This window comes from Faecalibacterium sp. BIOML-A1 (assembly GCF_009679715.1).
GTDB classification, from domain to species: Bacteria; Bacillota; Clostridia; order Oscillospirales; family Ruminococcaceae; genus Faecalibacterium; species Faecalibacterium taiwanense.
On the sequence record NZ_WKZJ01000001.1, the window covers coordinates 68938 to 94441 of the forward strand.

Here is a 25504-nt window from a genome sequence, read left to right on the forward strand (position 1 = left end):
CCCCATAGTATCATAAACGGTTACTGTAATTTATGAAGGAGGGCTTGCCTTTTTTCCGGACTCCGGGGAGAACAACGCTGCTTCGTTGTCCACAAAATGCTGATAAGCGTCCTTGTATGCAATCAGGTGGACAGGATTCTGCAAAATAAACTTGATGGAAAACCGGGTGAACGAACGCCCGGTTTTTGTTTTGATGCCCAGCCGTCCCAGTTCTTCAATCAGACTGGAAAAGTCGCTGATGTTGCGGCTGATGCGGTCCAGACGGTAGACCACAATGGCCTTGAATTTCCGGTCCTTGGCCGCAGTCATCATCTTTTTGAAATCCGGGCGGTTCAGGTTGCCGCCGGAAAAGCCCTCGTCCTCAAAGACAACGGCATGTTCCGCGGCGGCATCGCCGTAGTGAGTGTGGATATATTCGCGGCAGAGGTCAATCTGATTTCCGATACTTTCGCCCTTGCCGGTGTAGCGGGATTTGCGGGAATAGATGGCAATGGTGTCGGCAGTTTTGGCCATAAGATACTCCTTTCCTGTTGTCCGGTGGCCGTAGATGCGGCTATTGTAACGCCAACCGCATAGGGCCTTTGGTTCGGCCTACTTTTTGGAGCTGGGCCTCTCGTGCCAGCAGCTCGAACAGAATATCCCGGCCCTCTTCACCGACCCCGCGTGCGGCCATGTGCTGCGGGCGAAAGGCTTCGTACAGGACGAGAACGGCTGGGTGGAGCTGAACGCCACCGCCGACGGCCTGACGGCAAACGCTATCCCCAAGGGGCAGGAAGTGCTCATCGTGATCGGGGAGGGGCTGGAGAAAGAACGGATTGAGGTGAGATTAAAGGGGTAAGGCGGATCCCCCGTATATCGTTGTATCTTTCCATAAATAGTTTGTCTCCCGCCCAAAGTAGGCGTATAATAGGGGAAAAGAAACGCTAAAGGAGAATCCCCTATGAACGGCACCGCATTGCGCAAACCGACTGCCCGGCGGGTGGTGGGCATGGTGGCGGGCATCGTCATCATCGCCCTTGGCATTGCGCTTTTCAAGCAGTCCCACCTCGGCAACGACTCCATCAGCGCCCTGAACATGCGGCTGGCGGAGCTGCTCGGCATCTCGCTGGGCACCCAGAACCTGTGCACGAACATCCTGTTTTTCCTGCTGGAATTCTGGTTCGGGCGCAAGTACATCGGCCTTGGCACCTTCGTCAACGGCATCTGCATCGGGTACATCGTCACGGCGTTCTATGACCCCATTCACGCCCACTTCGGCGACGCGCCGTCGCTGGCGGTGCAGTTGGCGTGGGTCATCGCGGCGGTGCTGGTCACGGCGCTGGGCGCTTCGCTCTACCAGACCGCCGACCTCGGCATCGCGCCCTACGATTACCTTTCCCTCGGTCTGCGGGACTACACACCCTGCCCGTACTTCGGGTGTCGCATCTTCACCGATGCGCTCAGCGCCCTGCTGTGCTGGCTGCTGGGTGGCCTTGTGGGCCTTGGCACCTTGATCTGTGCGTTCTGCCTTGGGCCCTTCATCCAGTTCTTCGATCGGACGTTCTCCCAGAAGGTGCTGCAATACAAACCGAACAATTGAGAAACCCCGCGGCGTCAAATCATACGCTGCGGGGGTCTTTTTTATTGCTGCCGTTAAGCAGAAAATGAAAATGAAGGAGATTTATCTTTCAAAACCGCCTGTGGACTGCTGCGGCGATGGGAAGCCATAACAAACCCATCAGACAGGCTTTGGAAGAAGTAAATAGGGATGTGAGAAATGCACTGTCACAGGTTGATGCCGATTCCAAGGATCACGAATAGGATCGCCAGACAGATGCAGCTTATGCCCAGTACATGACGGCGTTCAACCGCAACTTCGGCGGTTCGTCCGGCGGCGGTGGTGGCGGCGGAAACCACAACAACAATGGCGGTGGCGGCGGGGACGGCAGCGGATGCGGCTGCCTGATCGCTATTGCAGTGGTTGTGGTGCTGATCCTGATCGTCTTGGATGGCTGAATCAATCCCTGCAGGTGAAACACAGGTTTTCCCTGTGGGGATTTTTCGAATCTGCTTGTAGAAAACGGCGGTCTATGATAGCATGAAATCAAAGAAAAACAGGAGGGCTTACACATGGTTTTACTGATTGTGGATACACAAAAAGGTATCGTGGATGAACGCCTGTACGCGTTTGAAACGTTTGTCAGCAACATCAGAAAACTAATCCGGACTGCCCGCGAACAGGGAATCGAGGTCGTCTATGTCCAGCATGACGATGGGCCCGGCACCGGTTTCTCCATCGGGGACGATGAATTCGAGGTCTATTCCGGGTTTGCGCCACTGCTGACTGAAAAACGGTTCGTCAAGACTGTATGCAGTGCGTTCAAAAAAGAAAGCGGCCTGCTGGAATATCTGACGGAAAAGGGCGAAAAAGATGTGATGGTCTGCGGTATCATGACCGACTTCTGCATCAATGCAACGGTGGAGGCGGGCTTTGAGCATGGCCTGCACATGATCGTTCCTGCCTATGCAAATTCCACGCAGGACAACGAGTACATGACAGGGGAGCAGAGCTACCACTATTACAATGAATTCCTCTGGCCGGACCGCTATGCCGATTGTGTGCCCATGGACAAGGCGCTGGAGCTGCTCAAAAAGTGAGGTGTTTACAATGATTTCTGAAAAAGTAAAAAATCAGATTCAAGTGGTGCAGGGTGATATTACCAAACTGGACTGTGACGGCATCGTGAATGCGGCCAATCGCAGTCTGCTGGGTGGCGGCGGTGTGGATGGTGCCATCCACCGGGCAGCAGGGCCGGAATTGTTGGCGGAGTGTCGCACGCTGCACGGCTGCCGCACCGGAGAAGCAAAAATCACTAAGGGCTACCGGTTGAAAGCAAAGTATATCATTCATACAGTGGGGCCGATTTATTCCGGCACAGCAGAGGATGCCGCGCAGCTGGCGGACTGTTACCGCAATTCGCTGGACCTTGCCAAAGAGCATGACGTCCACAGCATTGCGTTCCCGGCAATTTCGACCGGTGTGTATGGCTACCCGCTGGAGGATGCCACAGCGATTGCAGTTAAAACGGTGGCGCAGTGGCTGGAAGATCATGCGGATTACGCCATGCAGGTGATTTTCTGCTGCTTTGATGCCCGGACGGAGCGGGTGTATCAGGCAAGGCTGTAACCGGAAGAGGTGTGAGAGATGGGCTTTTTCAAAAAGCTGTTTACAGGGATCGGTTTTGCGGCAGGTTTTCTGTTCTTCGGATGCTTGTCAGTGATTGTGTATGCGTCCCGTGGACGGCATAAACCCTACCATCGGCGCAGCAGCTTTTGGAACACATTGGAGCGCTACCTGATTTTTTCGTGGATCTGTGAAGGTGTGCGCAGCAGCCGGAAACGAGCGGAGACGTCCTATTATCAGCGCACCGGCGGCGATTTCTGGCAGATGCAGACACAGGCTCGACCGGCAAGTGTCAAGAATTCTGCTCCTGAAGTGAAAACACCAAGGCCGGAAGCGAAAAACACGGGCACAGGTGCAATGTGGTCGGTAAAACCAAAGAGAACGGAGCGTCCTTCTGCGGCACAGAAAGCATCGGCAGCACAAAGCGGTGCCAAAAGCGTGTCGGTGCCGACTGTACTAGGGCAAAACGTTTCGGAGGCTGACGCAGAAAAGCACAGCGAATGGTCAAAGCCTAAGCCAGAGCCCAAGCAGGAGCATGCTGCGCAACAGTCAGAAGCCAAAGAAGTACATCAAAAGTCCGCACAGCAATTGGAAGCAGAACGGCAGCAGAAACTGGAAACTCTGCGCACTGCGATGCAGAAACAAATTTGCGCCATCCATGCAGATGTAGAACTCTCGGCCAACGGTCAGAATGACAGTGAAGCGGCGGAGCAGAAACTGCATATCCTGCTGTATAAATCCACACTGCCTGAGAATGACCTGAATCAAGCGCTGGATGAGCTTCGGACGGAGCGCAGACGGCAAAAGGCAGAGTATCAGGGGGCACCGTTTGCGGATGTGTTTCTGGTGAACCTGATTTTGTCCGATGAGGACAGTGAACGGGCCTGTATCGTGGATGTGGGGGATACGGGCATGAGCTATGTCATTCCATGGAGCAGCATCCCGCAGGAGCTTCAGCAGCCGCTGCGCCGCTATGTGGCACAGGCGGACGGAAAGCTCTGCGGCTATTGCAAAGAGGACCTCTGCAACACCGAAAACGGACGAATGATCGTGGAGCTGTATCTGGGCAAGCAGGAACATCACGTTTCAAGGATTTTGTATTGAAATAGCTGCACAACCGCAGCTATTGGATTGAAAATAAGGCTGAAGCCCCAATTGCTCCAGCCAATGTCAGAGTTTCTTACCGATGACGGCGAGACAAAGGATTACGACAAGCCGGAACATTTTGTGCAGATCACGCTGGATGCGGATGGAAACGCAAAGAGCAATCGTGCTACGGTCAAAGTAGAAGGATAATCGTCAGACATTACGCAGTTCCTACAGAGTGACAGCGTTTCAGCTTGAAATAATGTGTACCCAGTTTTCTGGACACCGGGTCAAAATTGAATAATTAGCTTTTTATATCTGCACCAGAAAAGCCGCTCCGGGTTTAGCCGGGGCGGCTTTTCTGATGGCATTGGAAAGGAGAGACCGTATTCTCAGGCGTGAAAACCGCTCACTGCCCTTCTTTTCCGTTCGGATGCTCGTCCTTCTCCAGAACAAGATCCATGAGGTATTCAAAGGTGATAAGCACGCGCGCATAGAAATAGTTGGCGGTAAGGTTCCGGTCGTCCAGCATCTTGTCGTCCAGCAGCACAAAGGCAGGGTCTGCACAGCGGGCGATGGGAGAATTGTCGGCACCCACAAAGGCAATGATGCTCCGGTGCTGTGCAAAGGAATCCTGTACCGGCTTCAGGATGGTGCCAGTCTTTCCACTCTTGCTGATGGCAATGACCAGCCCGGCATTCAGTGCACCGCTTTCGTAGACCTCATAGCTGTTGGAGCCGATGGCGCAGTAGCCCAGAACCAGCAGCTTCCGCACCATAAATTCCTGCAAAGGGGCACAGAACCCGGTGCCGGTCACAAGAATGGGCTTTTGCCGGTTTTCGTGGAGCAGCTCCACAAAGCTGTGCATTTTTTCTTCGGGGATATCCCCGATAAAGGCGGTAATGTCGGAGGCGTGGTTTTTGTTATCGATCTCGTTCTGGATCAGAAAACCGATGCGGTAGACCATATCGGTGTAGCCGGTATAGCCCATCTTTTTGCTCAGCCGGATCACGGCCGCCGGGGAGGTATAATTCTGCGCTGCAAACTCTCGCACGCTGCACTGACCGCCGTTTTTTGCGGTTTCCAGCACCGCCTGCAAAAGCTGCTGCTCGTTGGCATTCAGATGGTGCTGATCTGCCAGTTTGTAAAGGTCGTGTTTCATATTTTACTCCGATTTTCGAATCAAAGAACAGCTTGATTCCATAAAGTATACGCTGAATCGAGTGTTTTGTCAATAAACATTTCGATGTATCCAACATGAAAGCGAAACATGTTTCAGCTTTTGCAAACAAGTTCAAAAAAAGTCCAATTCGGTAGATTTTTTTGTGCAGAGTGATATAATCAAGCCATCGAAACGGTAAGGTGCACCCCCGAAACGAAGAGACAATTTGAAAAGAGAGATTCATGGAACGTTAGGAGAACACCAATGAAACAAAAAGTTATGGATGCTATGCAGAGCTTTTCCAGAGCTCTGATGGGCCCCGTTCTGTTCCTGCCCATTGCGGGTATGCTGCAGGCGATTTCTTCGGTCATGAGCAACACGGCACTGGTGACAGAGGGCGGTGTTGTCTGGACCCTCGGCAAATTCATCAATGGCGGCGTTGGAGCAGTCATTGGCAATCTGGGTATCCTGTTCTGCGTGGGCATCGCAATGAGCCTTGCCAAAAAGCGCAAGGCAGATGCGGCATTTCTGGCACTGGTCAGCTATCTGGTCTGGCTGGCAGCCAATTCCCGCTGGCTGGATGTGGCAGGACTGACCATCGCCGGTGATACGGCAAGCGCTTTGTACGGCACCGGTCAGACCATCTGCCTCGGCTATCACGTTACTGACATGGGCGTATTTCTGGGCATGATCCTTGGCGTGGTGGTGGCGCTGGTCCACAACCGCTTCATCGACACCGAGTTTGAAGGTGCCATGGCCATGTACGGCAACAGCAAGTTCGTCTTTGTGGTGCTGCTGCCCATCGTTCTGGTCATGGCGGTGGTTGCCAGCTACGTCTGGCCTGTGGCTGCGGCGGGTATCAACGCCCTGACCGGTGTCATGGCAAGTGCAGGCGCGTTCGGTGTGTTCCTGTACGGCTTCTTGAACCGCGTGCTGATCCCCACGGGTCTGCATCATCTGGTCTGGTCGCCCTTCCTCTACTCCGCACTGGGCGACAGCATGATCATCGGCGGTGAGCAGATCGTTGGCGCAAAGCCTGTGTTCCTTGCCCTGCTCAGTGACCCCAGCGTGGCAATGATGCGGGATTCCGCACGTTTTCTGACCTACGGTCTGATGAAGACCTTCGGCGTGATCGGCGTGGCAATGGCTTTCATCTCCACCGCCAAAAAGGAGAAGAAGGCCGCCACCAAGGCACAGATCATCCCGGCTACCCTTACCGCCTGTCTGGTGGGCGTGACCGAGCCGCTGGAATTCACCTTCCTGTTTGCAGCTCCCGCGCTGTGGCTGGTGTACTCGGTTCTGGACGGTCTGTTCCAGATGATCGTTTACCTTGTGGGCATCCGGGTCTGCGCCACCAACGGCATCATTGATTTTCTGGTGTTGAACCTGCCTGCCGGTATCGGTCGCACCCGCTGGCCGCTGTATGTGCTGGTGGGTCTGGTGGAGATCGTGGTAATGTACCTCGTTTTCCGCTTCCTCATCGTGAAGATGAACCTCAAAACCCCCGGCCGTGAGGACGGCGAAGAAGTCACCGACCTTGCTGCAAACGCAGCTGCTGTCAAGCAACAGATCCGCAGCGGCGCAGCCGAAAAGACTGCTGCCAGCGCAAACGATGCACAGACCGCAGCCCATATCGTGGAAGGACTGGGCGGTGCAGAGAACATCCTGAACACCGATAACTGCATGACCCGTCTGCGAGTGCAGGTCAAGGATGCCGCTCTGGTCAAGGACAAGGAGTGGTTCAAGCCCACCGGCTCCGCAGGTCTTGTGGTAAAGGGCAACAACATCCAGATCATTTACGGCCCCAAAGTGGGAAAGATGCGTGCCATCGTGGACAGCTACCTTGGTCGCGCAGAATAAGATATCCGCTTTTATTCATCATACAAAAAACATTATAATAGGAGGCTTGCCTTATGAAAACGTTCAAACTGGTCATCGCCGGCGGCGGCAGCACTTATACCCCCGGCATCGTCAAGAGCCTGCTGGTGCAGAAGGATCGCTTCAAGCTGAATGAGCTGGTGCTCTACGATAACAACGCAGAGCGTCAGGAGGCTGTGGGTGTCATCGTCCGCCATGTGGTGGAAATGTTCGACCCGGAACTGAAGCTGACCCTGACCACCGACCCGGAAGTTGCCATGACCGATGCCGACTTCATCTTTGCACAGATGCGTGTCGGCCTGTACGCTATGCGTGAGCAGGACGAGAAGATCCCGCTGAAGTACGGCGTTGTGGGTCAGGAGACCTGCGGCCCCGGCGGTCTGGCTTACGGCCTGCGTACTATCTACCCCATGGTGGAGCTGATCGATTACTGCGAAAAGTACGCAAAGCCCACCTACTGGATCGTCAACTACTCCAACCCCGCTGCCATCGTGGCAAAGGCAACCTTCCGTCTGCGCCCGAAGGCTCGTATCCTGAACATCTGCGATATGCCGGTTGCCATCGAGCGCAACATGGCCGAGATTCTGGAGTGCGACCGTCATGATCTGGAAGTGGACTACTTTGGTCTGAACCACTTCGGCTGGTTCACCAAGGTGCGCCTGAACGGCGAGGATGTGACCGAGAAGCTCAAGAGCTATGTAGCAGAGCACGGCTATATGCCCCAGAACGCCAAGAGCGATGTGCTGCACAGCGATCCGTCCTGGCTGCACACCTACGCAAACGCCAAGAACATCTGCTCTGCTTTCCATGACTATCTGCCCAACACCTATATGCAGTACTACCTGCTGGGCGATGAAGTTGTAAAGAGCAGCGATCCCAACCACACCCGTGCCAACGAGGTCATGGAAGGCCGCGAGAAGCGCATCTTTGATGCTGTGGCAGATTATCGTGCCGGTAAGGACGTAGACCTGACCAAGTTCTTCGGCGGTGTGCACGGCGAGTTCATCGTGGACGTTGCCATGAGCCTTGCCTTCGACCTGCGCAAGCGCTATCTGGTCATGGTGGAGAACAACGGCGCTGTGGAGAACCTGCCCTCCGACGCCATGGTGGAGATTCCCGCTTACATCACCGACCGCGGCCCGGAACCCGTGCGTGTGGGCGAGATTCCCACCTTCTACAAGGGTCTGATCGAGCAGCAGGAGGCTGTGGAGAAGCTGATCGTGGATGCCGCTGTGGAGCACTCCTACGAGAAGGCACTGATGGCCTTTACTCTGTCCAAGACCGTGCCCAGCCTGCTGGTCGCCAAGAAGATCTTGGACGATATGATCGTTGCCAACAAGGCTTACTGGCCGGAGCTGCACTGATAAGTACTTCGTCAGCGGCTGATACCGGACAACTGAGCCCATAAAACATTGAATGCCTCCCCGGCATTCCTTCCAAGAAGGATGCCGGGGAGTTTTTTTGCTGTCATATTTACAGGTAAGAGGAATCGAAGAAGTCTTTTAATGTAATTCCTAAACCCTGACAAATTCTTTCAATCGTCTCTACGCTTAACTGCCCTCCCCCGACGGGCGGTGGTTTGAATCGTGGAGTACGATATTCCGCATTTCTTTGCCAACACACATAGAGTCATATCACGCACTTGCATCAAATCCTGAACACGCTTGATCGTATCCACGAAAACTCCTCCCATCTTTTTAGTTCAAAACTTTTCCAACGATCTCAAATCTTTGCTCTGGAGATATAAGGATTGGCGAATATTTGGTGTTAAGAGAAACCAAAACCGGCTGGTTATCTTGCAAAAGTTGAAACGGGAAGCCGCTGCTGCTCGATTGAGTTGCTGCAGGATCTTTCGTCCTGCCTGAATGTCAGAATGGACTATCTGCTGAACGGAGATGCACCGCATAACAACCATCTGAGGGAAAGACTGACGTTTCTTGCACAGGAATTAGAAAAGATTACGGCGGACCTCCCGGTATGGGGATAGGAAAAGCAAAATCCTCTTTTTCAATGCCCAAAAGCGTGGTAGAATAGGGAAAAGATTCAGTATCTGAAAAAACGGAGCGCGCAACAATGAAGATTCTGGTCAGCGCCTGCCTGCTGGGCGAAAACTGCAAATACAGCGGCGGAAACAATTACAATCAGGCGGTCTGTGATTTTGCGCGGGGGCATCAGGTGGTTCCGGTCTGCCCGGAGGTTTTGGGCGGCCTGCCCACACCGCGGTGCCCGGCGGAAATCGTGCAGGGTGTTGTCACGAACAAAGAGGGCATCAATGTGGACCGGGAGTTCCGGGCAGGTGCAGCGAAAGCCCTTGCCATCGCAAAAGAAAATGGGGTGGAGCTTGCCATCCTGCAATCCCGCAGTCCCAGCTGCGGCGTGAAGGAAATCTACGACGGAACGTTTTCCGGGACAAAGATTCCCGGACAGGGTGTTTTTGCCAAGATGCTGATGGACGAAGGCATCCGTGTTCTGGATGCCGGTGAATTGCCTAAAATTATCTTGAAAAATGAGGACGGAAAATGTCAATCAGACTGATTTGCAGCGATATTGACGGTACGCTGCTGCAATACGGCAGGAAAGGGCTGGAAGGCGAGATCTTTGAACAGATACGGGAGCTGCATCGGCGCGGTATTTTGTTCTGCCCGGCATCCGGCCGGCAGTATACCAGCCTGCGCAAGCTCTTTGCACCGGTGGCAGACTGCTGTGTGTTTCTTTGTGAGAACGGCGGCGTGATCTATAAAGACGAACAGTGCATCGCCAAGAACCCGATGCCGCGCGCGCTGGCCGAAGAAATCGCCAACGACCTGTGGACCCGCAGCGACGGGCAGGGCGAAGTGATGCTTTCCGGCCAGAATACTGCATACCTGATGGAGCGGGGTCTGGGAATGCTCAAGCGTATTCAGTTCATCGGGAACAATTATCAAATCATCCATGACCCTTCCGAGGTGCCGGAGGAGATCACAAAAGTATCGGTGTATCTGCACGAAGGCGTAGAATCTTACACGGAACGGTTTGTCCCACGATGGAAAGAGGCGAACTGCGCTGTGGCAGGGCCGTACTGGATCGACACCACCTTTGCCAACAAGGGCATCGGTGTGCGCAGCATCTGCAAGACTCTGGACATCGCCCTTGCCGATGTGATGGCTTTTGGTGACAATTATAACGATGTGTCGATGCTGGACATTGTGGGTGTGCCCTACATTATGGATGGTGCCGCCGCACCGCTGCGGGAAAAGTACCCGAACCATACACCCCGCCCAGAGGATGTGCTGCGGGAGTTCTTGAAGCAGAACTGAATTTTGCGCGCATGTGTGCAAAATTCAAAATGATACGATATAAGGAAATATTTTGACATGACGAAAGTGCTTTTCATCTGCCATGGGAACATTTGCCGCAGCCCAATGGCCGAATTTGTAATGAAAGACTTGGTGGCCAAAGCCGGGCTTTCCGACCAGTTTGAAATCGCATCCGCCGCCACCAGCACCGAGGAGATCGGCAACCCGGTCTATCCGCCCACCCGGCGGAAGCTGGCCGAGCACGGCATCTCCTGCGAGGGTAAAACCGCCCGACAGATGACCCGGAGAGATTACGAAACCTACGATTACCTGATCGCCATGGATCACAACAACCTGCGCAATATGGCGCGCTTTGTGGGCGGCGACCCGGAGCATAAAGTGTCTCTGCTGATGGATCATACCCGTCGCCCCGGCGATGTGGCCGACCCGTGGTATACCGGGGATTTTGAGGCTACCTGGCAGGATGTGCTGGAAGGTTGCACGGCTCTGCTGGAAGAACTACGCTGACAGGAGAATTTTATGACAGAGCGTTATTGTGAGGGTGAACGGTTTGCTGACCTGTCGTTCACCGAGGAGGCTTTTGAGGATTGCGACTTTACCGATTGCGTATTTGCGGATTGCTCTTTTACCAAGTGCGAACTGGATCATACCACGCTGAACGAGTGCAAATTCGTGCGGTGTGAGATCACAGGTCTGCGCAGCACGCATTCTTCGGTGCAGTCGCTGGATTTTGAGGACTGCCGCCTGAATGAAATTGAGTGGGCACCGCTGATGTCCAACGGTGCCTTCCCGGACCCTATCCACACGCTGAAAGAGTGCAGTCTGAAATATAACACTTTCACCGAAATGAACTTTAACCGCTTCGACTTTTCGGACGGCAACGAAATTGTCGGCTCCATGTTTGCCAAATGCGAGATGCAGCTGGCGAATTTCAAGGGTGTAGAACTTCACGAAACGGAGTTCTACCAGTGTGATCTGCGCAAGGCGGATTTCCGGGATGCTACAGGCTATAAGGTGGACATTCTGGGCAGCCGCCTGAAGGATGCGAAATTTTCGCTGCCGGAAGCGGTGAATCTGTTGGCAGATTTGAAGATCAAGCTGTCGTAAGAAGGAGAGAAAATGCGTCAACTCATCATTGCCCGAAAAGACCTGCAGATGTCTCCCGGTAAGCTGGCGGCGCAGTGCTGCCACGCTTCGCTGGCGTTCCTCACCGACCCCATCGGCATGGGACAGGGCGTGGAACCCATTGAGAAAGACGGAGAAATTACCGGCTATCGGGCAGAAATCATGTTGGAGAAAGCAACCTATGAAGAATGGTTCGATGGCTCTTTTACCAAAACTATCTGCGGGGCAAAGAACCGCAATCAACTGCTGAAAGCAAAGACAATTGCCGAGGAATTGGGGCTTGTGGAAAACCGTGATTTTTTCCTCATCCGGGATGCCTGCCACACCGAGCTGGAACCGGAAGAATTTGATGAAAACGGCGAGGGCATGACCCTGACCTGCATCGGTTTCCGCCCGCTGCCGGATGAAATTGCACACCAGATCAGCCATAAGTTCCATTTGTATTGAGTGCTGGTTCGCGGAATAATAAAAATAGTCCCGGCCATTCTCCTGTGACATACAGGAAAATGGTCGGGATATTTTTGCTTTTTATTGAAGATTCATCCATGCCGCCAGCGCGTCCTCGGCGGCGGGGTCTGCGTGGTAGTAGTCGCTGACGTAAATGCCGAATGCGATTCAGACGGCCAGTAAAACAGCCAGCAGGCAGAGGAACACTCTGAGGGGAAACGATTTTTTCTTCTGGTTCTTCATAGAACTCCTTTATTTTATAAGCATTTTCCGCAATCGCTGCAGCCGTTGCAGATCAACTTGCTGCCGCAGGTCTCGCAGTTTGCGCGGAAATGAGGCACATAGAGATCTTCCTGCGGGATGGGGTAACCCCAGTCGTCCACGAGGTCAAAATGAATGGGCCTGCCCTGAAAATTCATGCCGGATTTACAGGCCATTCGGCTTTGCAGCTGCTTGTTTGGCAGGTGGTAGCGCCTGCCGTCCTTGATGAACACGGTGCCGGTCTCGATAAAGCAGAAGGTCACATTGGCATCCACGCATTCCTGCCGGAGAGACTTGACCCAATCAAAATTGCAGGGGCGGGCACCATCGTAGTTTTCGCCGCCGCAGATGACCTGCTCGATTTGCCCGGCGGTAAGGTACTGCCGGATGCTTACTGGCCCGATGAAGGGCGCGCACATGATGCCCTTGTGCTTGAAGGGCAGGTCAAACAGGATGGGAATGCGCTCATCGGCGCGGCGCTGATTCTCGCAGGTGACGTTGAAAAAGATGTTGTCCCAACCGCTGCCCCAGTCCGGCGGCAGGCACTCCCGTACCCGCTGCGGCCGTTTGGTGAGCAGAAAAAACACCACATCGCTGCGCTGGCGCATGATGTCCCACGCCTCAACCCGCCACGGGTCGGCTTCTTCCAAGAAGAAATCCGAGGTCATGCAGACCCGGATCTGCTCACCACTCTGGATTTTGTAGTGTCCGGTGCGGTCTTTCTGGAGTGGATAAGAAAAGCCGTTTTTGGTTTTGTAGATCTCGGCTCCGTTCTGGTCCCGCATCCGGTCGAGAAAATACATGTAGCAGTTCTGGCAGCCCTCACTGCACTTGACGCAGCCGTGCCATGGATTCCAGATGTCGTGCAGGAAGCTCACCTTCTTTCTGTACCTATTATAATAGCTGCGCGGACAGGAAACAAGAGCACCCCTTGCACCGCCCCATCGGATGTGATAAGATTAAATAAAATTTAATAACGCTTTGTATGAAAACAACTTTAGATAGAATTCCAGGATGATACAATAGAAGGGAATTTGACTATGGCACGATATAGCGTGAATAATTATACGGTGGATGTGCTTTTGGCGGATATAAAATCCGGTAATATTGCGATTCCGGAAATGCAACGTCCATTTGTATGGGACGCAACGCAAGTGCGTGATTTGATGGATTCGCTCTATAAGGGCTTTCCGGTCGGATATATTATCGTATGGCAAAATCCAAGTGTAAAGTTGAAAGACGGAACAGTTGCAATAGGGAAAAAAGTTCTGATCGACGGGCAACAGCGTATTACTGCTATGGCGGCTGCAATTGTGGGACAGGAGGTTTTAGACAGCCACTATAAATGGAAACGGGTCTGTATTGCGTTTAACCCCATTGACGAAATATTTGAAGTGGCAAATTCCGCAAATCAAAAAAGCAGTAAATGGATTCCGGATATTGCAAAAGTGCTGGATGTGTCCTTTGGTTCTTTTTCTTTTGTGATGGAATATTGCCAGAAAAACGGAATTATGGACAAAGCACAGGAAATCAATGACACAATCAATCGGTTGAGGGCAATACAAAATAATAGCATTGGTGTTATTACGCTGGCAGAAGATTTGGATATTGACAGTGTAACGGAAATTTTTATTCGAATCAATTCTAAGGGTGTGGTTCTGTCGCAAGCAGATTTTGCAATGTCTAAGATTTCTTCGAATGAAATATATAATGGAAATGTGACCCGAAAAACAATTGATTACTTCTGTCATTTGTTGGAGTCTCCGGAGGATTTGAAAGAAATCAAGAAAAATGATGCTGAATTTGCGGCGAGACCGGAATTTGAAGCTATAAAGTGGGCAGCTGCAAAGAATGCACCGATTTATCGCACATGTTATACGGATATTCTTCGTGTTGCATTTACATATAAATTCAAGCGAGGAAAGCTAGCAGATTTGGTTAGCTTGCTTTCAGGTCGAGATTTTGAAACGCGTGAATTTAAGATCGAAATAGAAGAAAGGTCGTTCAATCAATTACATGAGGCAGTTCTGCAAGCGGTGAATCAGACAAATTACGAACGGTATTTGATGATTGTGCGCTCAGCGGGAATTGTGAAAAAATCGCTGATTCGTTCACAAAATGTTTTGAACTTTGGCTATGCGCTTTTTCTTGCACTTCGTGAACGAAAAGTGGATAGTAATCAAATTGAAAAGATTGTACGCAAGTGGCTGGCTTTGTCTATTTTGACGGGAAGATATTCTTCTGGCTCGCCAGAGTCTGCATTTGATTACGACATTAAGAAATTCTTTGCTTATGATGATCCGATGCAGTACCTGAATATCACAGAGGCAGGCGAATTATCTGAGGCGTACTGGAAGGTAAATCTTGTTCAACGGCTGAACACATCGGTTGCGAGCAGTCCATATTTTAATATGTTCCTTGTGGCACAGGTCAAGGCACACGATAAAGGCTTTTTGTCGATGGAAATTGATATTGAGTCCATGTTGGAAAACAGAGGCGATATTCACCATTTGTTCCCGAAAAATTACTTGATAAAAAATGGAATTGTGCAAGCACAATACAATCAAATTGCGAATTATGCTTTTATTCAACAGGAAATCAACATTAAAATTAAAGATAGTTCGCCAGCCCACTATATGACTGAAGTGATAGGGCAATGCAATACGAAAAAGCCTGTTTATGGTGGAATCATAGAACAAGATAGGCTGGCTGAAAATCTTAAACAGAATTGTATTCCAGACGGATTTGAAAGCATGGAGATTGGCGACTATCAGGATTTTCTACAAAGGCGTCGGGAACTGATGGCCGAGAAAATACATCAATACTATGATTCTCTCTGATTTCAAAGGCGAAACTTGATGTAAAGGGATGGATGATATGCCGTTTCTGATGATCCGCAATGACATCACCAAAGTGGCGGCGGATGCCATTGTCAACCCGGCCAACCGGAACCTTTTGCAGGGCAGCGGCACCAGCCGCGCCATCTATCAGGCGGCAGGGGAGCAGGAGCTGACCGCCGCCTGTGAAGCCATCGGCCGCTGCGATTTGGGCAGAGCCGTGTGTACCCCGGCGTTCGGTCTGCCCGCAAAATATGTTTTCCATGCAGTCTGCCCGGCGTGGCACGGCGGCGGGTTCGGCGAAGCAGAACAATTAGCCAGTGCCTACCACTCGGCACTGAAATTAGCCGCAGAGTACCACTGCGAGAGCGTGGCTTTCCCGCTGCTGTCCAGCGGAAACTATGGCTACCCCAAAGAACAGGCCTTCCGCATTGCGGTGGACACCATCACACAGTACGTCATGGAGCACGACCTGACCGTGTATCTGGTGCTTTACGACCGGGGCTCGCTGGCCGTGAGCAGGAAGCTGTTCGCCTCGGTGGAGGAGTACATTGACGACCACTATGTAGCACAGAACGATGAAAGCTACGGATTTGGCCGTCGGCGCAGGGAATTGTCAGAGCGGCGGAGGCTTCTGGAAGAAGATACCGCACTGCCAATGCTGGGTGCAGTTCCGGCACCCGCCGCGGCACCCAGGACAGCCCGCAGTCTGGAAAGCCTGATGGACAACCTTGGCGAGAGCTTCACCACCCGACTGCTGCGGCTCATTGATGAGCGGGGGCTGAAAGACTCCACCGTGTACAAGCAGTCCAACATCTCCCGGCAGCATTTCTCCAAAATTCAGTGCAATCGCGACTACAACCCCAAAAAGAAAACGGTGCTGGCCTTTGCGGTTGGGCTGCACCTGTCCGAAGATGAAACCATCGACCTGCTCAAAAGCGCAGGCTATGCCTTCTCCGACGGCTCCAAACGGGACTGGATCGTGCGGTACTGTCTGGAACAGAAAATTTATAATATCAATCAGGTCAACACCCTTTTGTTCCAATGGGATCAGGAGTTGTTGGGTGCGTGATTTGTCGCCTGCCCGTTGACCTTTTGCCCTCCGGTTTGTGGTATCCTTTTGCCAACGAAAGCGATCATAGGTAAGGGAGGAAACAGCCATGTTAGGAGCAATCTTGGGTGACATCGTGGGCAGTCCCTATGAATTTGACCACAACAATTACAAGCACAAGGATTTTCCGCTGCTGAGCGAGAAATCGCACTTCACCGATGATACGGTCATGACCGTTGCGGTGGCAGTTGGTCTGATTGACGGAAAGGGTCTGCCGGAGAGAACATTTTGTGCAGTGCAGCATGAAATGCGGTTCTGGGGCCGTGAATATCCCCATGCCGGTTACGGCGGGATGTTCCGCCGGTGGCTGCACGCAGAAAATCCGAAGCCCTATGGTAGTTTCGGCAACGGCTCGGCTATGCGGGTGTCGGCAGCGGGCTGGCTGTTCGATACGCTGGACAAAACGCTGGAAATGGCAAAAGTGACCGCTGAAGTCACCCACAACCACCCGGAGGGCATCAAAGGCGCGCAGGCCACGGCGGCAGTGATTTTTCTGGCCCGTACCGGCCACGGCAAGCCGGAAATCAAACAATATGTGGAGCAGACCTTCGGTTATGACCTGAACCGTACCTGCGATGAAATTCGGCCGACTTATCATCATGTGGAGACCTGTCAGGAAACTGTGCCGGAAGCAATCAATGCTTTTCTGGAAAGCGTCAGTTTTGAGGATGCACTTCGCAATGCGGTCTCTCTGGGCGGCGACAGCGACACCCTTGCCTGCATCACCGGCGGCATTGCCGAAGCTTTTTACGGGATGCCGCAGGAACTGCGGGACGAGACTTTGAAACGTCTGCCGGAGGATATCCGGGAAGCATATGAACTGTTGTGCTTCATGATTGCCAAGATGATATAAAATGCGATGATGCGACTGAATTTTGAAAAGATTGCATAGGATTTTATAAAAGTATTATTCTTTTATGAATTTTAGCGCTCTTCTATTGACACTGCTAATTAACGGTGCTATAACAGTGGCGTGCTCAGGAGGAAGGGCAAAAGGAGAGCCGCTAGGCTCCCCGGAAAGCCCTTCTGAATGGACGCTTCAGATTTTTTGCCCCGACCCGAACGCCGGGATTGGAGGAATGATTTATGCTTATGCCGACTGTTTTCCATGAAAACCTGTTCGATGATTTCTTCGATCCGTTCTGGAATGACGCTGCACTGGAACGTATGATGAACCGTGAGGCTCGTGATACCTTTGGTAAGCGTGGTGCAAACATGATGAAGACCGATGTCAAACAGACGGACAACGGCTACGAAGTAGCGGTTGACCTGCCGGGCTGCAAGAAGGAAGACGTTCAGATGGATCTGAACGACGGCTACCTGACCATTCAGGCAGTGCGCAGCCACAGCAACGACGAAAAGGATAAGAAGGGCCGCTATCTGCGGCGCGAATCCTTCTCCGGCACCTGCGCGCGCAGTTTCTACGTGGGCGATGTGAAGAAGGAAGACATCCACGCAAAGTTCGAGGATGGTGTCCTGCACATCGAGCTGCCTGCTCCTCAGCAGACGAAGGCTTTGCCTGAGAACCCGAACCTGATTGAGATCGAGTAAATGCCGACCGTGTGCGCCAAGGCACAACGCACATAAGATGCCCCCGGAGAGCCGCAACAAGCCCTCCGGGGGCATTTTTGTTTCGCTATCTTTTCCGCAAGGGAAAATCATGGTATACTGAGAACAGCAACTCGGAATTTATGGAGGTACTTCACTATGGAATACAAACGCTTTGGCGGTAAGCTCCTTGTCCGCATCGACAAAGATGAGGAGATCGGTGAAACAAATTTGATTTTAGGGGGACAAAGATGAGTGATGTAAAAGGAAAGACCGGCGCAGTCTTGAGGGAGACGGCAGTCCTGACCGGGGCGGTGGCGATCATTGCGGCGGGCGTTTTCTTTTTTCTGGTGCCGAGCCATACATCTGTCAGCAGCATTTCCGGCCTTGGCATCGTGCTGTCCAATTTTGTGCCGCTGCCCTTGTCGGTCATTACGATGATCCTGAACGTCGTGCTTCTCATCATCGGGTTCTTTACCTGCGGCAGAGAATTTGGCGCAAAGACCGTATACACCAGTGTGCTGCTGCCGGTGTTTCTGGGGCTGTTTGAAAAGCTGTTCCCGGAGTTCAGCTCGATGACCGGCAGTCAGGAGCTGGACGTGCTGTGCTATATTCTGGTGGTCAGCATCGGGCTGAGTATTTTGTTCAACCGCAATGCATCCTCCGGCGGGCTGGATATCGTGGCAAAGATCATGAACAAGTACCTGCACATGGAATTGGGAAAAGCCATGTCTCTGTCGGGAATGTGTGTGGCGCTTTCCGCGGCCCTGGTCTACGATAAAAAGACCGTGGTGCTGAGTATCCTCGGTACTTACTTCAACGGCATCGTGCTGGACCATTTCATCTTTGATAACAGCATCAAACGCCGCGTCTGCATCATCACCGAAAAAGAGGAGGCGCTGCGTCAGTTCATCCTCCATGACCTGCACAGCGGTGCGACCATGTACGAGGCCATCGGTGCATACAATCTGGAAAAGCACAACGAGATCATTACCATCGTGGACAAGAGCGAATATCAGAAGCTGATGAACTTTATCAACCGGGAAGACCCCAAGGCTTTTGTTACCATTTACAATGTATCCAGCATGCAGTATCAGCCCAAGATCTGATCGGCGGAGAGCTGCCGCAAAGGGCGGGCCTTTTGCGGCTTGCTCTTTGCCATAGCTGCGTGGTATACTCAAGTCCGGAAAGATCAAAGTGCATGGAGGAAAAAGGATGCTGACCTATACCTATGTTTCCGAGGGCAAATTTGAACTGATGGAAAAACCAAAGCCGGTGCTGCAGCACGAGCGGGACGCCATTGTAAAGGTGACGCTTGCCAGCATCTGCTCCAGCGACCTGCACATCAAGCACGGCAGCGTGCCCCGGGCGGTGCCCGGCATCACGGTAGGGCATGAGATGGTGGGCATCGTAGAAGAAGTGGGCAGTGCGGTGACCAATGTGAAACCCGGCGACCGGGTGACGGTGAACGTGGAAACCTTCTGCGGAGAGTGCTTTTTCTGCAAAAAAGGCTTCGTGAACAACTGCACCGATCAAAACGGCGGCTGGGCGCTGGGCTGCCGCATCGATGGTGGGCAGGCCGAGTATGTCCGGGTGCCCTTTGCGGATCAGGGACTGAACAAGATCCCGGACGGCGTTACCGATCGGCAGGCGCTGCTGGTGGGCGATGTGCTGGCCACCGGCTTTTGGGCGGCACGCATCTCGGAAATCACCCCCGAGGATACCGTGCTGATCCTCGGTGCAGGGCCGACCGGCATCTGCACGCTGCTGTGCGTCATGCTGCACAGCCCCAAGCGCATCATCGTTTGTGAAAAGGACGCAAGCCGCCTGCAGTTCATCCGTCGGCACTACCCGCAGGTGCTCACCGTGCAGCCGGAGGACTGCGCCGCCTTTGTGCGTGCCCACAGCGACCACGGCGGGGCCGATGTGGTGCTGGAGGTGGCAGGGGCAGACTCCACCTTCCGGCTGGCATGGGAGTGTGCACGGCCCAACGCCGTTGTGACGGTGGTGGCGCTGTACGATAAGGCACAGACCCTGCCGCTGCCGGAAATGTACGGCAAAAACCTCACCTTTAAGACCGGCGGCGTGGACGGCTGCGATTGTGAAGAAACGCTGCGTCTCATCGCAGAAGGCAAGATCGATACCGAACCGCTCATCACCCACACCTACCCCCTGCGCCGGATCGCAGAGGGCTACGAGCTGTTTGAAAAGAAACGGGACGGCGTGATCAAGGTGGCAGTGGAGTGCTGACGGTCTGCGCCAAGGCACAACGCACATAAGGTGGCCCCGGAGAGTTGTAACAAGCCCTCCGGGGCCATTTTTGTTTCCCGACATCTTTTCCGCAGCGGCAAGGCGTGGTAGAATAAGGTCAGAACCAATCCACAGGTGAGAAAATCGAACTTCAGAGAGAGGAGATGTTTCTATGCAGTCCGATGAACTGAAACGCCGGATCTCGGCAGGCAGAGGAGATGCTTTGGCCGATCTGGTTTTGAAAAATGCCAGAATTGTCAATGTGTTTACCGATGAGATCGACACCGCTGATATTGCCATCAGCGGAAATTCAATCGTGGGCGTGGGCACGTATCATGGCCGGAAAGAAGTTGATCTGCACGGCAAATATGTCTGCCCGGGCCTGATCGATGGGCATATCCACATCGAAAGCTCCATGCTCTGTGGTCCGGCTTTCGAGCAGGCGGTGCTGCCCCACGGTACCACTGCGGTGGTCACAGACCCACACGAGATCTCGAACGTTGCGGGGCTGGAAGGCTTGGATTTTATGCTGGAAACGACAAAAAATCTGACCCTTTCGGTTTATTTCATGCTGCCCTCCTGTGTTCCGGCTACGGATCTGGATGAATCCGGCGCGGTGCTGAACGCAGAACAGCTCCGGCCTTACTACGGCGATCCCCGCGTGCTGGGGCTTGCGGAACTGATGAACGCCTATGGAACGGTGCGCTGTGACCCGAAGATCCTGCAGAAAATCAGCGACTGTACCGAAGCAGGAAAGATTGTGGATGGACACGCACCGCTCTTGAGCGCTAAGGACCTGAATGCTTATATTGCGGCAGGCGTTCAGTCCGATCACGAGTGCTCCAACATTGAGGAAGCCATGGAAAAATTCCGGCTCGGACAATATATCATGATCCGGGAAGGAACGGCTGCCCAAAATATGGAGGCCCTGATGCCGCTGTTCCGGGAGCCCTATTGCAGCCGTTGCATGCTGGTGACGGATGATAAGCACCCCGGTGACCTGCTGGACAGCGGACACATCGATTCCAACATCCGTAAAGCGATCCGGCTGGGGGCGGACCCGGCAGTGGCTGTCAAAATGGCGACGCTGGTTCCGGCACAGTATTTTGGATTCAAGCAGCACGGTGCCGTGGCACCGGGGTATGCTGCCGACCTCATTGTAGTATCGGATTTTGAATCCTTTACGGTCGAACAGGTTTACAAGAATGGCACGCTGGTGGCCGAGCACGGAAAAACGCTGAAACCCGCACCGCTTGACATCGACCGTGTGAGATTTTCCCACGTTATGGATTCCTTTGATCTGGATGAGATCACACTGCAGGACCTGGAACTTCGGGAAAGCGGGGAGCAGGAGCGTGTCATCTGCCTGAACCGGGGCGAGCTGCTTACGGAGGAAAAAATCATCCCGTTCCAACGGCATCCGGGCAAAGCTCCCGGTGTGGACCCGGAACACAACATCGTAAAACTCGCCGTTTTTGAGCGGCATCATCACTCCGGCCATGTGGGCATTGGCTTTTTAGGAAACTTCAGCCTGAAATGCGGAGCCGTTGCATCGAGCATCGCACATGATTCCCATAACCTGATCGTGGCAGGGGACAACGATACCGATATGATGCTGGCCGGCAACACTGTGCGGAAAAACAAAGGCGGACTTGCGTTTGTGGCAGATGGACAGGTCGTGGCAGAACTTGCGCTTCCGGTGGCCGGATTGATGAGCACCGAAAGCGCAGAGAGCGTTGCGGCGAAAATGCAGACGCTGAACGATGCCCTCAAGGCACATGGTGTAGCGGAAGATATCGGCATCTTTATGACCCTCGCCTTCGTCAGCCTTCCGGTCATTCCCAAACTCAGACTGAATACATACGGCATCATCGATGTAGCGCAGCAGAAAGTCGTTCCGGCTGTTTTTTAATAGGCGATAACAAAAATACTGCCGGAGATCGACCTGAATGGTCCGTCTCCGGCAACAGAACAGTTCGTTCCTACTCTTAGAAGCGAGCCGCATCAAGAGAAAAATTGACGGAAATTCTTATTTGATAAATCGGAATTTGACAAAGGAGTGTGATTATATGGGTAAAGCGATTTTGGCAGCAATCGTTACATTGATTGTTGGTTATTTAGGTACGGTCGTAGGACTTGAACTTTTAGGTAATTGGGTTGAGTTTGGATTGCTCATTGCTATTGCAGTAATGGGTGCTTTTATCATCTACTTCAATGACAAGAAGTAAGACAACTTCGCATTTGTGGAAGTTATAAAGGGGTGCATCATGGAAATCGAGTATAAATAAACAAAAGATTTCACGGCCGATGAATTGCAGAAACTGTTTTTATCCGTTCACTGGGAATCCGGCAATTATCCCGAAAAACTTGTCCGTGCGATGCACAATTCCACACAAGTTATTTCTGCGTGGGATGGTGATAAGCTGGTCGGGCTGGTTCGCGCGCTTGATGATGGAGAAACAGTCGCATTTTTGCATTATCTTTTGGTGGACCCTGCTTATCAGGGACAGTACATTGGAGATGAGCTGATGAAACGGATCATGAGTTTCTATCAAAATCTTCTGTATGTGAAAGTTATGCCGTCTGATCCTAAAATGATCCCATTTTATGAGCGATATGGCTTTCAACAATATGATAATTACTCTGCAATGGTGCGGAAGCACTTTTTGTGAGTTGGTATGATGGATCGATTTGCAGCTAGCAAGGAAACCGTAAGGAGTACAGAGCATGGATGCAAACTGTACCAGTAAAAAAAGGAAAGTCAAGAGTATGGAAACGGTATACATTGCAGGCGGGTGCCTTTGGGGCGTCCAGCATTTTTTTGACACGGTGCCCGGTGTACGGACGACCGAAGCCGGGAGAGCCAACGGAACAACAAACACGCTGGACGGCCCGTATGATGGATACGCAGAGTGCGTTAAAGTGGTCTTTGATGAGAAATGTACCAGTGTTACAGAGCTTATGGAGCATCTGTTTGAAATCATCGACCCGTACAGCCTGAACAAACAGGGCGTTGATGTTGGAAAAAAGTATCGCACGGGGCTTTACAGCACAAATCCCGGACATCTGGAAGAAGCAAGAGCCTTTATTGACAGCCGGAAGGACCGGGATAAAATCGTTGTGGAAGTGCTGCCGCTGACGAATTACGTCCGGAGTGCAGAGGAGCATCAGCACCATCTGGAGCGGTACCCGGAAGACTGCAGCTACTGTCATATCCCGGATGAAGTCTTAAACAAATACAGGAATCAGTAAGCAAGGGAAAAACGAAAATGCGGGGATTGGGAACGATCATCAATGCGCTGGCCATTGTGATAGGCGGTGTGCTGGGTATTCTGTTCAAACGCTTTCTGAAAGAGCGCTATCAGGATACAATCATCAAAGCCACGGGCTTTTCCGTGGTGTTTCTGGGAGCGGCGGGAACGCTCTCCAAGATACTAACGGTTAGGCCAGACGGAACTTTGAGCACCGGTGGCTCTATGGTCATGATTCTATCGCTGGCGTTGGGTGCGCTGCTGGGTGAACTTATTGATCTGGATGCACAGTTTGAACGCTTTGGCGAGTGGCTCAAACACAAGACTGGCAGTGACGGCGACAACCAGTTCGTCAACGGCTTCGTGTCGGCATCCCTGACGGTGAGCATCGGGGCCATGGCCGTCATCGGCTCCATTCAGGATGGCATCTACGGCGACCATTCCACGCTGGTAGCAAAAGCGATTCTGGACTTTATCATTGTGCTCATCATGGCATCCTCCATGGGCAAGGGCTGCGTGTTTTCATTTATTCCGGTGGCAGTGCTGCAAGGTGCCATGACGGCTCTTGCGGTAGTGCTGTCCGGCTTTATGACGGACGCTGTGCTGAACAATCTATCGCTGGTAGGAAATATTCTGATTTTTTGTGTGGGCATCAATCTGGTATGGCCAAGAACCATCAAGGTGGCAAACCTGCTGCCGTCCCTTCTGGTTGCAGTGGCGCTGACGGGGATTTTATGAATCGGAACTTGACGAGGGGTGTGATTATATGAAAAACAATAGCCCACAAAAGCAGGCTGCCATTTCTTGGATCATTTTGATGATAGGAATATTGCTCGCAGTAATAGGAGCAATGACGGCAAAGGAGTACAGAGTAAACCTATGCCTGCTAATCGGTGCAATGGTTGTTGTTGGTGGTATTGTATATCATCTCACCATGATGAAATGTCCTTATTGCGGTTGCTCGCTTGTTGGTTATAGGCCGATCCCTAAAGAATGTCCAAAGTGTCATAAAAAATTTGAAGAATAAATTCGCGTTTATCAAGGTGAACATTTAAGTATTAAAAACGGGAGTGAAAACAAATGATGACCATTGCACAGATCATGGAAAAGATGATCGCCTTTTCCGAAGGGAATATCCATGACATCACGCACCTGAGCTGTGTGTGGACCTATGCCAAAACCATTGGTGAGCTGGAGGGGCTGGACGCAGACACGAAGTTTATTCTGGAGGTGGCGGCCATCACCCACGATATCGCCTGCCCGCTCTGCCGCAAAAAGTACGGCAACACCAATGGTAAATATCAGGAGCAGGAGGGTGCCCCGCTGGTGCGGGAGTTCTTGGCGGATACCGGCATGACAGCGGCACAGATCGACCGGGTGGCCTATCTGGTAGGGCACCACCATAGTCCGGCGCAGATCGACGGCATTGACTATCAGATTCTGATTGAGGCAGATTATATCGTCAATGCGTCCGAAAGCGGGTACGACCAGCAGGAAATCCGAACCTTTATGGAACATACGATGAAGACGGCAGCAGGTATCCGGCTGACGAAAACAGTGTTTGGAGTGTAAAAATGATTCAGAAGCATTGCTTTGAATGCGGTACGGCATTGATTGAAAAAGAACTGGAAGAAGAGGGCATTGTGCCTTATTGCCCGAAATGCCAGCAATACCGGTTCCCGATGTACAATGTGGCAGTCAGCATGATTGTTGTGGATGAGGAGACCGGGAAAATTCTGCTCATCCAGCAGTACGGCAAGCCCTCTTATATTCTGGTGGCTGGATATGTGAACCGCGGTGAGGCAGAAGAACACGCCGTGGTACGGGAAGTCCGGGAAGAAACCGGGTTGGAAGTAGAGCACCTCCGATTCAACCGTACCAAGTTTTTTGAGCCGTCTAACACGCTGATGTGCAACTTTACGGCTTTCGTCAGAACCGCAAAGGCGCTGCATATCAACCACGAAGTGGACCGCTGCAAGTGGTTCACCCCACAGGAAGCCAGAGAAAACATCCGTCCCAACAGCCTTGCAGCGGAATTTTTGAATGCGTATCTGGACGAAGTGGGGAATAAGCCGATGGAGATGTGATC

General features: G+C 52.4%; 30 protein-coding genes and 1 pseudogene. 28 read left to right on the forward strand and 3 right to left on the reverse strand.

Going from position 1 to position 25504, the window contains the following annotated elements; genetic code table 11:
* Window positions 1-192: 192 nt before the first annotated feature.
* A pseudogene (locus GKG36_RS00365) lies at window positions 193-513 on the reverse strand (recombinase family protein); the annotation flags it as partial.
* A gap of 160 nt (window positions 514-673) precedes the next feature.
* Between GKG36_RS00365 and GKG36_RS00370 the strand changes: the two are divergent.
* The 7 genes from GKG36_RS00370 (at window position 674) to GKG36_RS14905 (ending at window position 4459) form a co-directional block, all read left to right on the forward strand.
* Window positions 674-838 carry a GTP-binding protein gene (locus tag GKG36_RS00370; protein WP_223451049.1) on the forward strand — a complete coding sequence of 55 codons (165 nt, stop codon included), beginning with the start codon at window positions 674-676 and terminating at the stop codon, window positions 836-838.
* 102 nt (window positions 839-940) lie between these two features.
* A complete protein-coding gene (locus GKG36_RS00375) occupies window positions 941-1579 on the forward strand; it encodes a DUF6198 family protein (RefSeq protein WP_097771470.1) in 639 nt (212 codons plus the stop codon).
* A 254-nt stretch (window positions 1580-1833) separates the two neighbouring features.
* On the forward strand, window positions 1834-1995 hold the full coding sequence (locus tag GKG36_RS00380; RefSeq protein WP_154258525.1) for an HFLK protein: 162 nt from the start codon (window positions 1834-1836) through the stop codon (window positions 1993-1995).
* Between the two features lie 114 nt (window positions 1996-2109).
* Window positions 2110-2637 carry an isochorismatase family protein gene (locus GKG36_RS00385; protein WP_154258527.1) on the forward strand — a complete coding sequence of 176 codons (528 nt, stop codon included), beginning with the start codon at window positions 2110-2112 and terminating at the stop codon, window positions 2635-2637.
* Between the two features lie 10 nt (window positions 2638-2647).
* Complete coding sequence (locus tag GKG36_RS00390; protein ID WP_154258529.1) at window positions 2648-3166, forward strand: O-acetyl-ADP-ribose deacetylase; 519 nt, start codon at window positions 2648-2650, stop codon at window positions 3164-3166.
* Window positions 3167-3796: 630 nt separating this feature from the next.
* A complete protein-coding gene (locus GKG36_RS14730) occupies window positions 3797-4267 on the forward strand; it encodes a hypothetical protein (RefSeq protein ID WP_243139133.1) in 471 nt (156 codons plus the stop codon).
* A gap of 63 nt (window positions 4268-4330) precedes the next feature.
* Window positions 4331-4459: a hypothetical protein gene (locus GKG36_RS14905; protein ID WP_256372185.1), complete on the forward strand. Its 129-nt coding sequence runs from the start codon at window positions 4331-4333 to the stop codon at window positions 4457-4459.
* A 199-nt stretch (window positions 4460-4658) separates the two neighbouring features.
* Here the strand turns inward: GKG36_RS14905 and GKG36_RS00400 are convergent, their stop codons facing one another.
* Complete coding sequence (locus GKG36_RS00400) at window positions 4659-5411, reverse strand: MurR/RpiR family transcriptional regulator (RefSeq protein ID WP_154258534.1); 753 nt, start codon at window positions 5409-5411, stop codon at window positions 4659-4661.
* A 264-nt stretch (window positions 5412-5675) separates the two neighbouring features.
* Between GKG36_RS00400 and GKG36_RS00405 the strand changes: the two genes are divergently transcribed.
* The 7 genes from GKG36_RS00405 to GKG36_RS00440 all read left to right on the forward strand — a co-directional run bounded on the left by GKG36_RS00405 (window position 5676) and on the right by GKG36_RS00440 (window position 12157).
* Window positions 5676-7271, forward strand: a complete 1596-nt coding sequence (locus GKG36_RS00405) for a PTS transporter subunit EIIC (protein ID WP_120080781.1) — start codon at window positions 5676-5678, stop codon at window positions 7269-7271.
* Between the two features lie 53 nt (window positions 7272-7324).
* Complete coding sequence (locus GKG36_RS00410) at window positions 7325-8653, forward strand: 6-phospho-alpha-glucosidase (protein WP_120080779.1); 1329 nt, start codon at window positions 7325-7327, stop codon at window positions 8651-8653.
* A 709-nt stretch (window positions 8654-9362) separates the two neighbouring features.
* Window positions 9363-9824 (forward strand): DUF523 domain-containing protein, encoded by a 462-nt coding sequence (locus tag GKG36_RS00420; protein WP_005921352.1) that lies wholly within the window; start codon window positions 9363-9365, stop codon window positions 9822-9824.
* A complete protein-coding gene (locus GKG36_RS00425; protein ID WP_154258536.1) occupies window positions 9809-10585 on the forward strand; it encodes an HAD family hydrolase in 777 nt (258 codons plus the stop codon). The genes GKG36_RS00420 and GKG36_RS00425 overlap by 16 nt, the downstream gene beginning before the upstream one ends.
* 57 nt (window positions 10586-10642) lie before the next feature.
* On the forward strand, window positions 10643-11092 hold the full coding sequence (locus GKG36_RS00430) for a low molecular weight protein-tyrosine-phosphatase (RefSeq protein ID WP_097782062.1): 450 nt from the start codon (window positions 10643-10645) through the stop codon (window positions 11090-11092).
* 12 nt (window positions 11093-11104) lie between these two features.
* Complete coding sequence (locus GKG36_RS00435) at window positions 11105-11692, forward strand: pentapeptide repeat-containing protein (RefSeq protein WP_154258538.1); 588 nt, start codon at window positions 11105-11107, stop codon at window positions 11690-11692.
* 12 nt (window positions 11693-11704) lie between these two features.
* Window positions 11705-12157: an aminoacyl-tRNA hydrolase gene (locus GKG36_RS00440; RefSeq protein ID WP_112144650.1), complete on the forward strand. Its 453-nt coding sequence runs from the start codon at window positions 11705-11707 to the stop codon at window positions 12155-12157.
* Between the two features lie 257 nt (window positions 12158-12414).
* Here GKG36_RS00440 and GKG36_RS00445 read toward each other — a convergent pair whose 3' ends face one another.
* Entirely contained in the window at window positions 12415-13296 is an 882-nt protein-coding gene (locus tag GKG36_RS00445; protein ID WP_347563052.1) for a DUF5131 family protein, read from the reverse strand.
* Between the two features lie 162 nt (window positions 13297-13458).
* Between GKG36_RS00445 and GKG36_RS00450 the strand changes: the two genes are divergently transcribed.
* The 14 genes from GKG36_RS00450 (at window position 13459) to GKG36_RS00515 (ending at window position 25502) form a co-directional block, all read left to right on the forward strand.
* Complete coding sequence (locus GKG36_RS00450) at window positions 13459-15258, forward strand: DUF262 domain-containing protein (protein ID WP_154258540.1); 1800 nt, start codon at window positions 13459-13461, stop codon at window positions 15256-15258.
* Window positions 15259-15295: 37 nt separating this feature from the next.
* Entirely contained in the window at window positions 15296-16327 is a 1032-nt protein-coding gene (locus GKG36_RS00455) for a macro domain-containing protein (protein ID WP_154258542.1), read from the forward strand.
* Between the two features lie 88 nt (window positions 16328-16415).
* Entirely contained in the window at window positions 16416-17219 is an 804-nt protein-coding gene (locus GKG36_RS00460; RefSeq protein WP_154258544.1) for an ADP-ribosylglycohydrolase family protein, read from the forward strand.
* Between the two features lie 233 nt (window positions 17220-17452).
* Entirely contained in the window at window positions 17453-17917 is a 465-nt protein-coding gene (locus tag GKG36_RS00465; RefSeq protein ID WP_055191187.1) for an Hsp20/alpha crystallin family protein, read from the forward strand.
* A gap of 248 nt (window positions 17918-18165) precedes the next feature.
* Window positions 18166-19023, forward strand: a complete 858-nt coding sequence (locus GKG36_RS00470) for a YitT family protein (RefSeq protein WP_154255802.1) — start codon at window positions 18166-18168, stop codon at window positions 19021-19023.
* Window positions 19024-19129: 106 nt separating this feature from the next.
* On the forward strand, window positions 19130-20164 hold the full coding sequence (locus GKG36_RS00475) for an alcohol dehydrogenase (RefSeq protein ID WP_154258546.1): 1035 nt from the start codon (window positions 19130-19132) through the stop codon (window positions 20162-20164).
* A 172-nt stretch (window positions 20165-20336) separates the two neighbouring features.
* Complete coding sequence (ade, locus tag GKG36_RS00480; RefSeq protein WP_154258548.1) at window positions 20337-22076, forward strand: adenine deaminase; 1740 nt, start codon at window positions 20337-20339, stop codon at window positions 22074-22076.
* A gap of 157 nt (window positions 22077-22233) precedes the next feature.
* A complete protein-coding gene (locus GKG36_RS00485; protein ID WP_097774963.1) occupies window positions 22234-22392 on the forward strand; it encodes a binding-protein-dependent transport permease in 159 nt (52 codons plus the stop codon).
* 84 nt (window positions 22393-22476) lie between these two features.
* Complete coding sequence (locus GKG36_RS00490) at window positions 22477-22836, forward strand: GNAT family N-acetyltransferase (protein WP_243139134.1); 360 nt, start codon at window positions 22477-22479, stop codon at window positions 22834-22836.
* A 97-nt stretch (window positions 22837-22933) separates the two neighbouring features.
* On the forward strand, window positions 22934-23416 hold the full coding sequence (locus GKG36_RS00495; protein WP_097774964.1) for a peptide-methionine (S)-S-oxide reductase: 483 nt from the start codon (window positions 22934-22936) through the stop codon (window positions 23414-23416).
* A gap of 17 nt (window positions 23417-23433) precedes the next feature.
* Window positions 23434-24153, forward strand: a complete 720-nt coding sequence (locus GKG36_RS00500; RefSeq protein WP_097774715.1) for a DUF554 domain-containing protein — start codon at window positions 23434-23436, stop codon at window positions 24151-24153.
* A gap of 28 nt (window positions 24154-24181) precedes the next feature.
* Window positions 24182-24442, forward strand: coding sequence for a hypothetical protein (locus tag GKG36_RS00505; protein WP_015536939.1), 261 nt, complete (start codon window positions 24182-24184; stop codon window positions 24440-24442).
* A 53-nt stretch (window positions 24443-24495) separates the two neighbouring features.
* Window positions 24496-24987, forward strand: a complete 492-nt coding sequence (locus GKG36_RS00510; RefSeq protein ID WP_154258550.1) for an HD domain-containing protein — start codon at window positions 24496-24498, stop codon at window positions 24985-24987.
* A gap of 2 nt (window positions 24988-24989) precedes the next feature.
* A complete protein-coding gene (locus GKG36_RS00515; RefSeq protein WP_005922551.1) occupies window positions 24990-25502 on the forward strand; it encodes an NUDIX domain-containing protein in 513 nt (170 codons plus the stop codon).
* The last annotated feature ends 2 nt before the right edge of the window (window positions 25503-25504 follow it).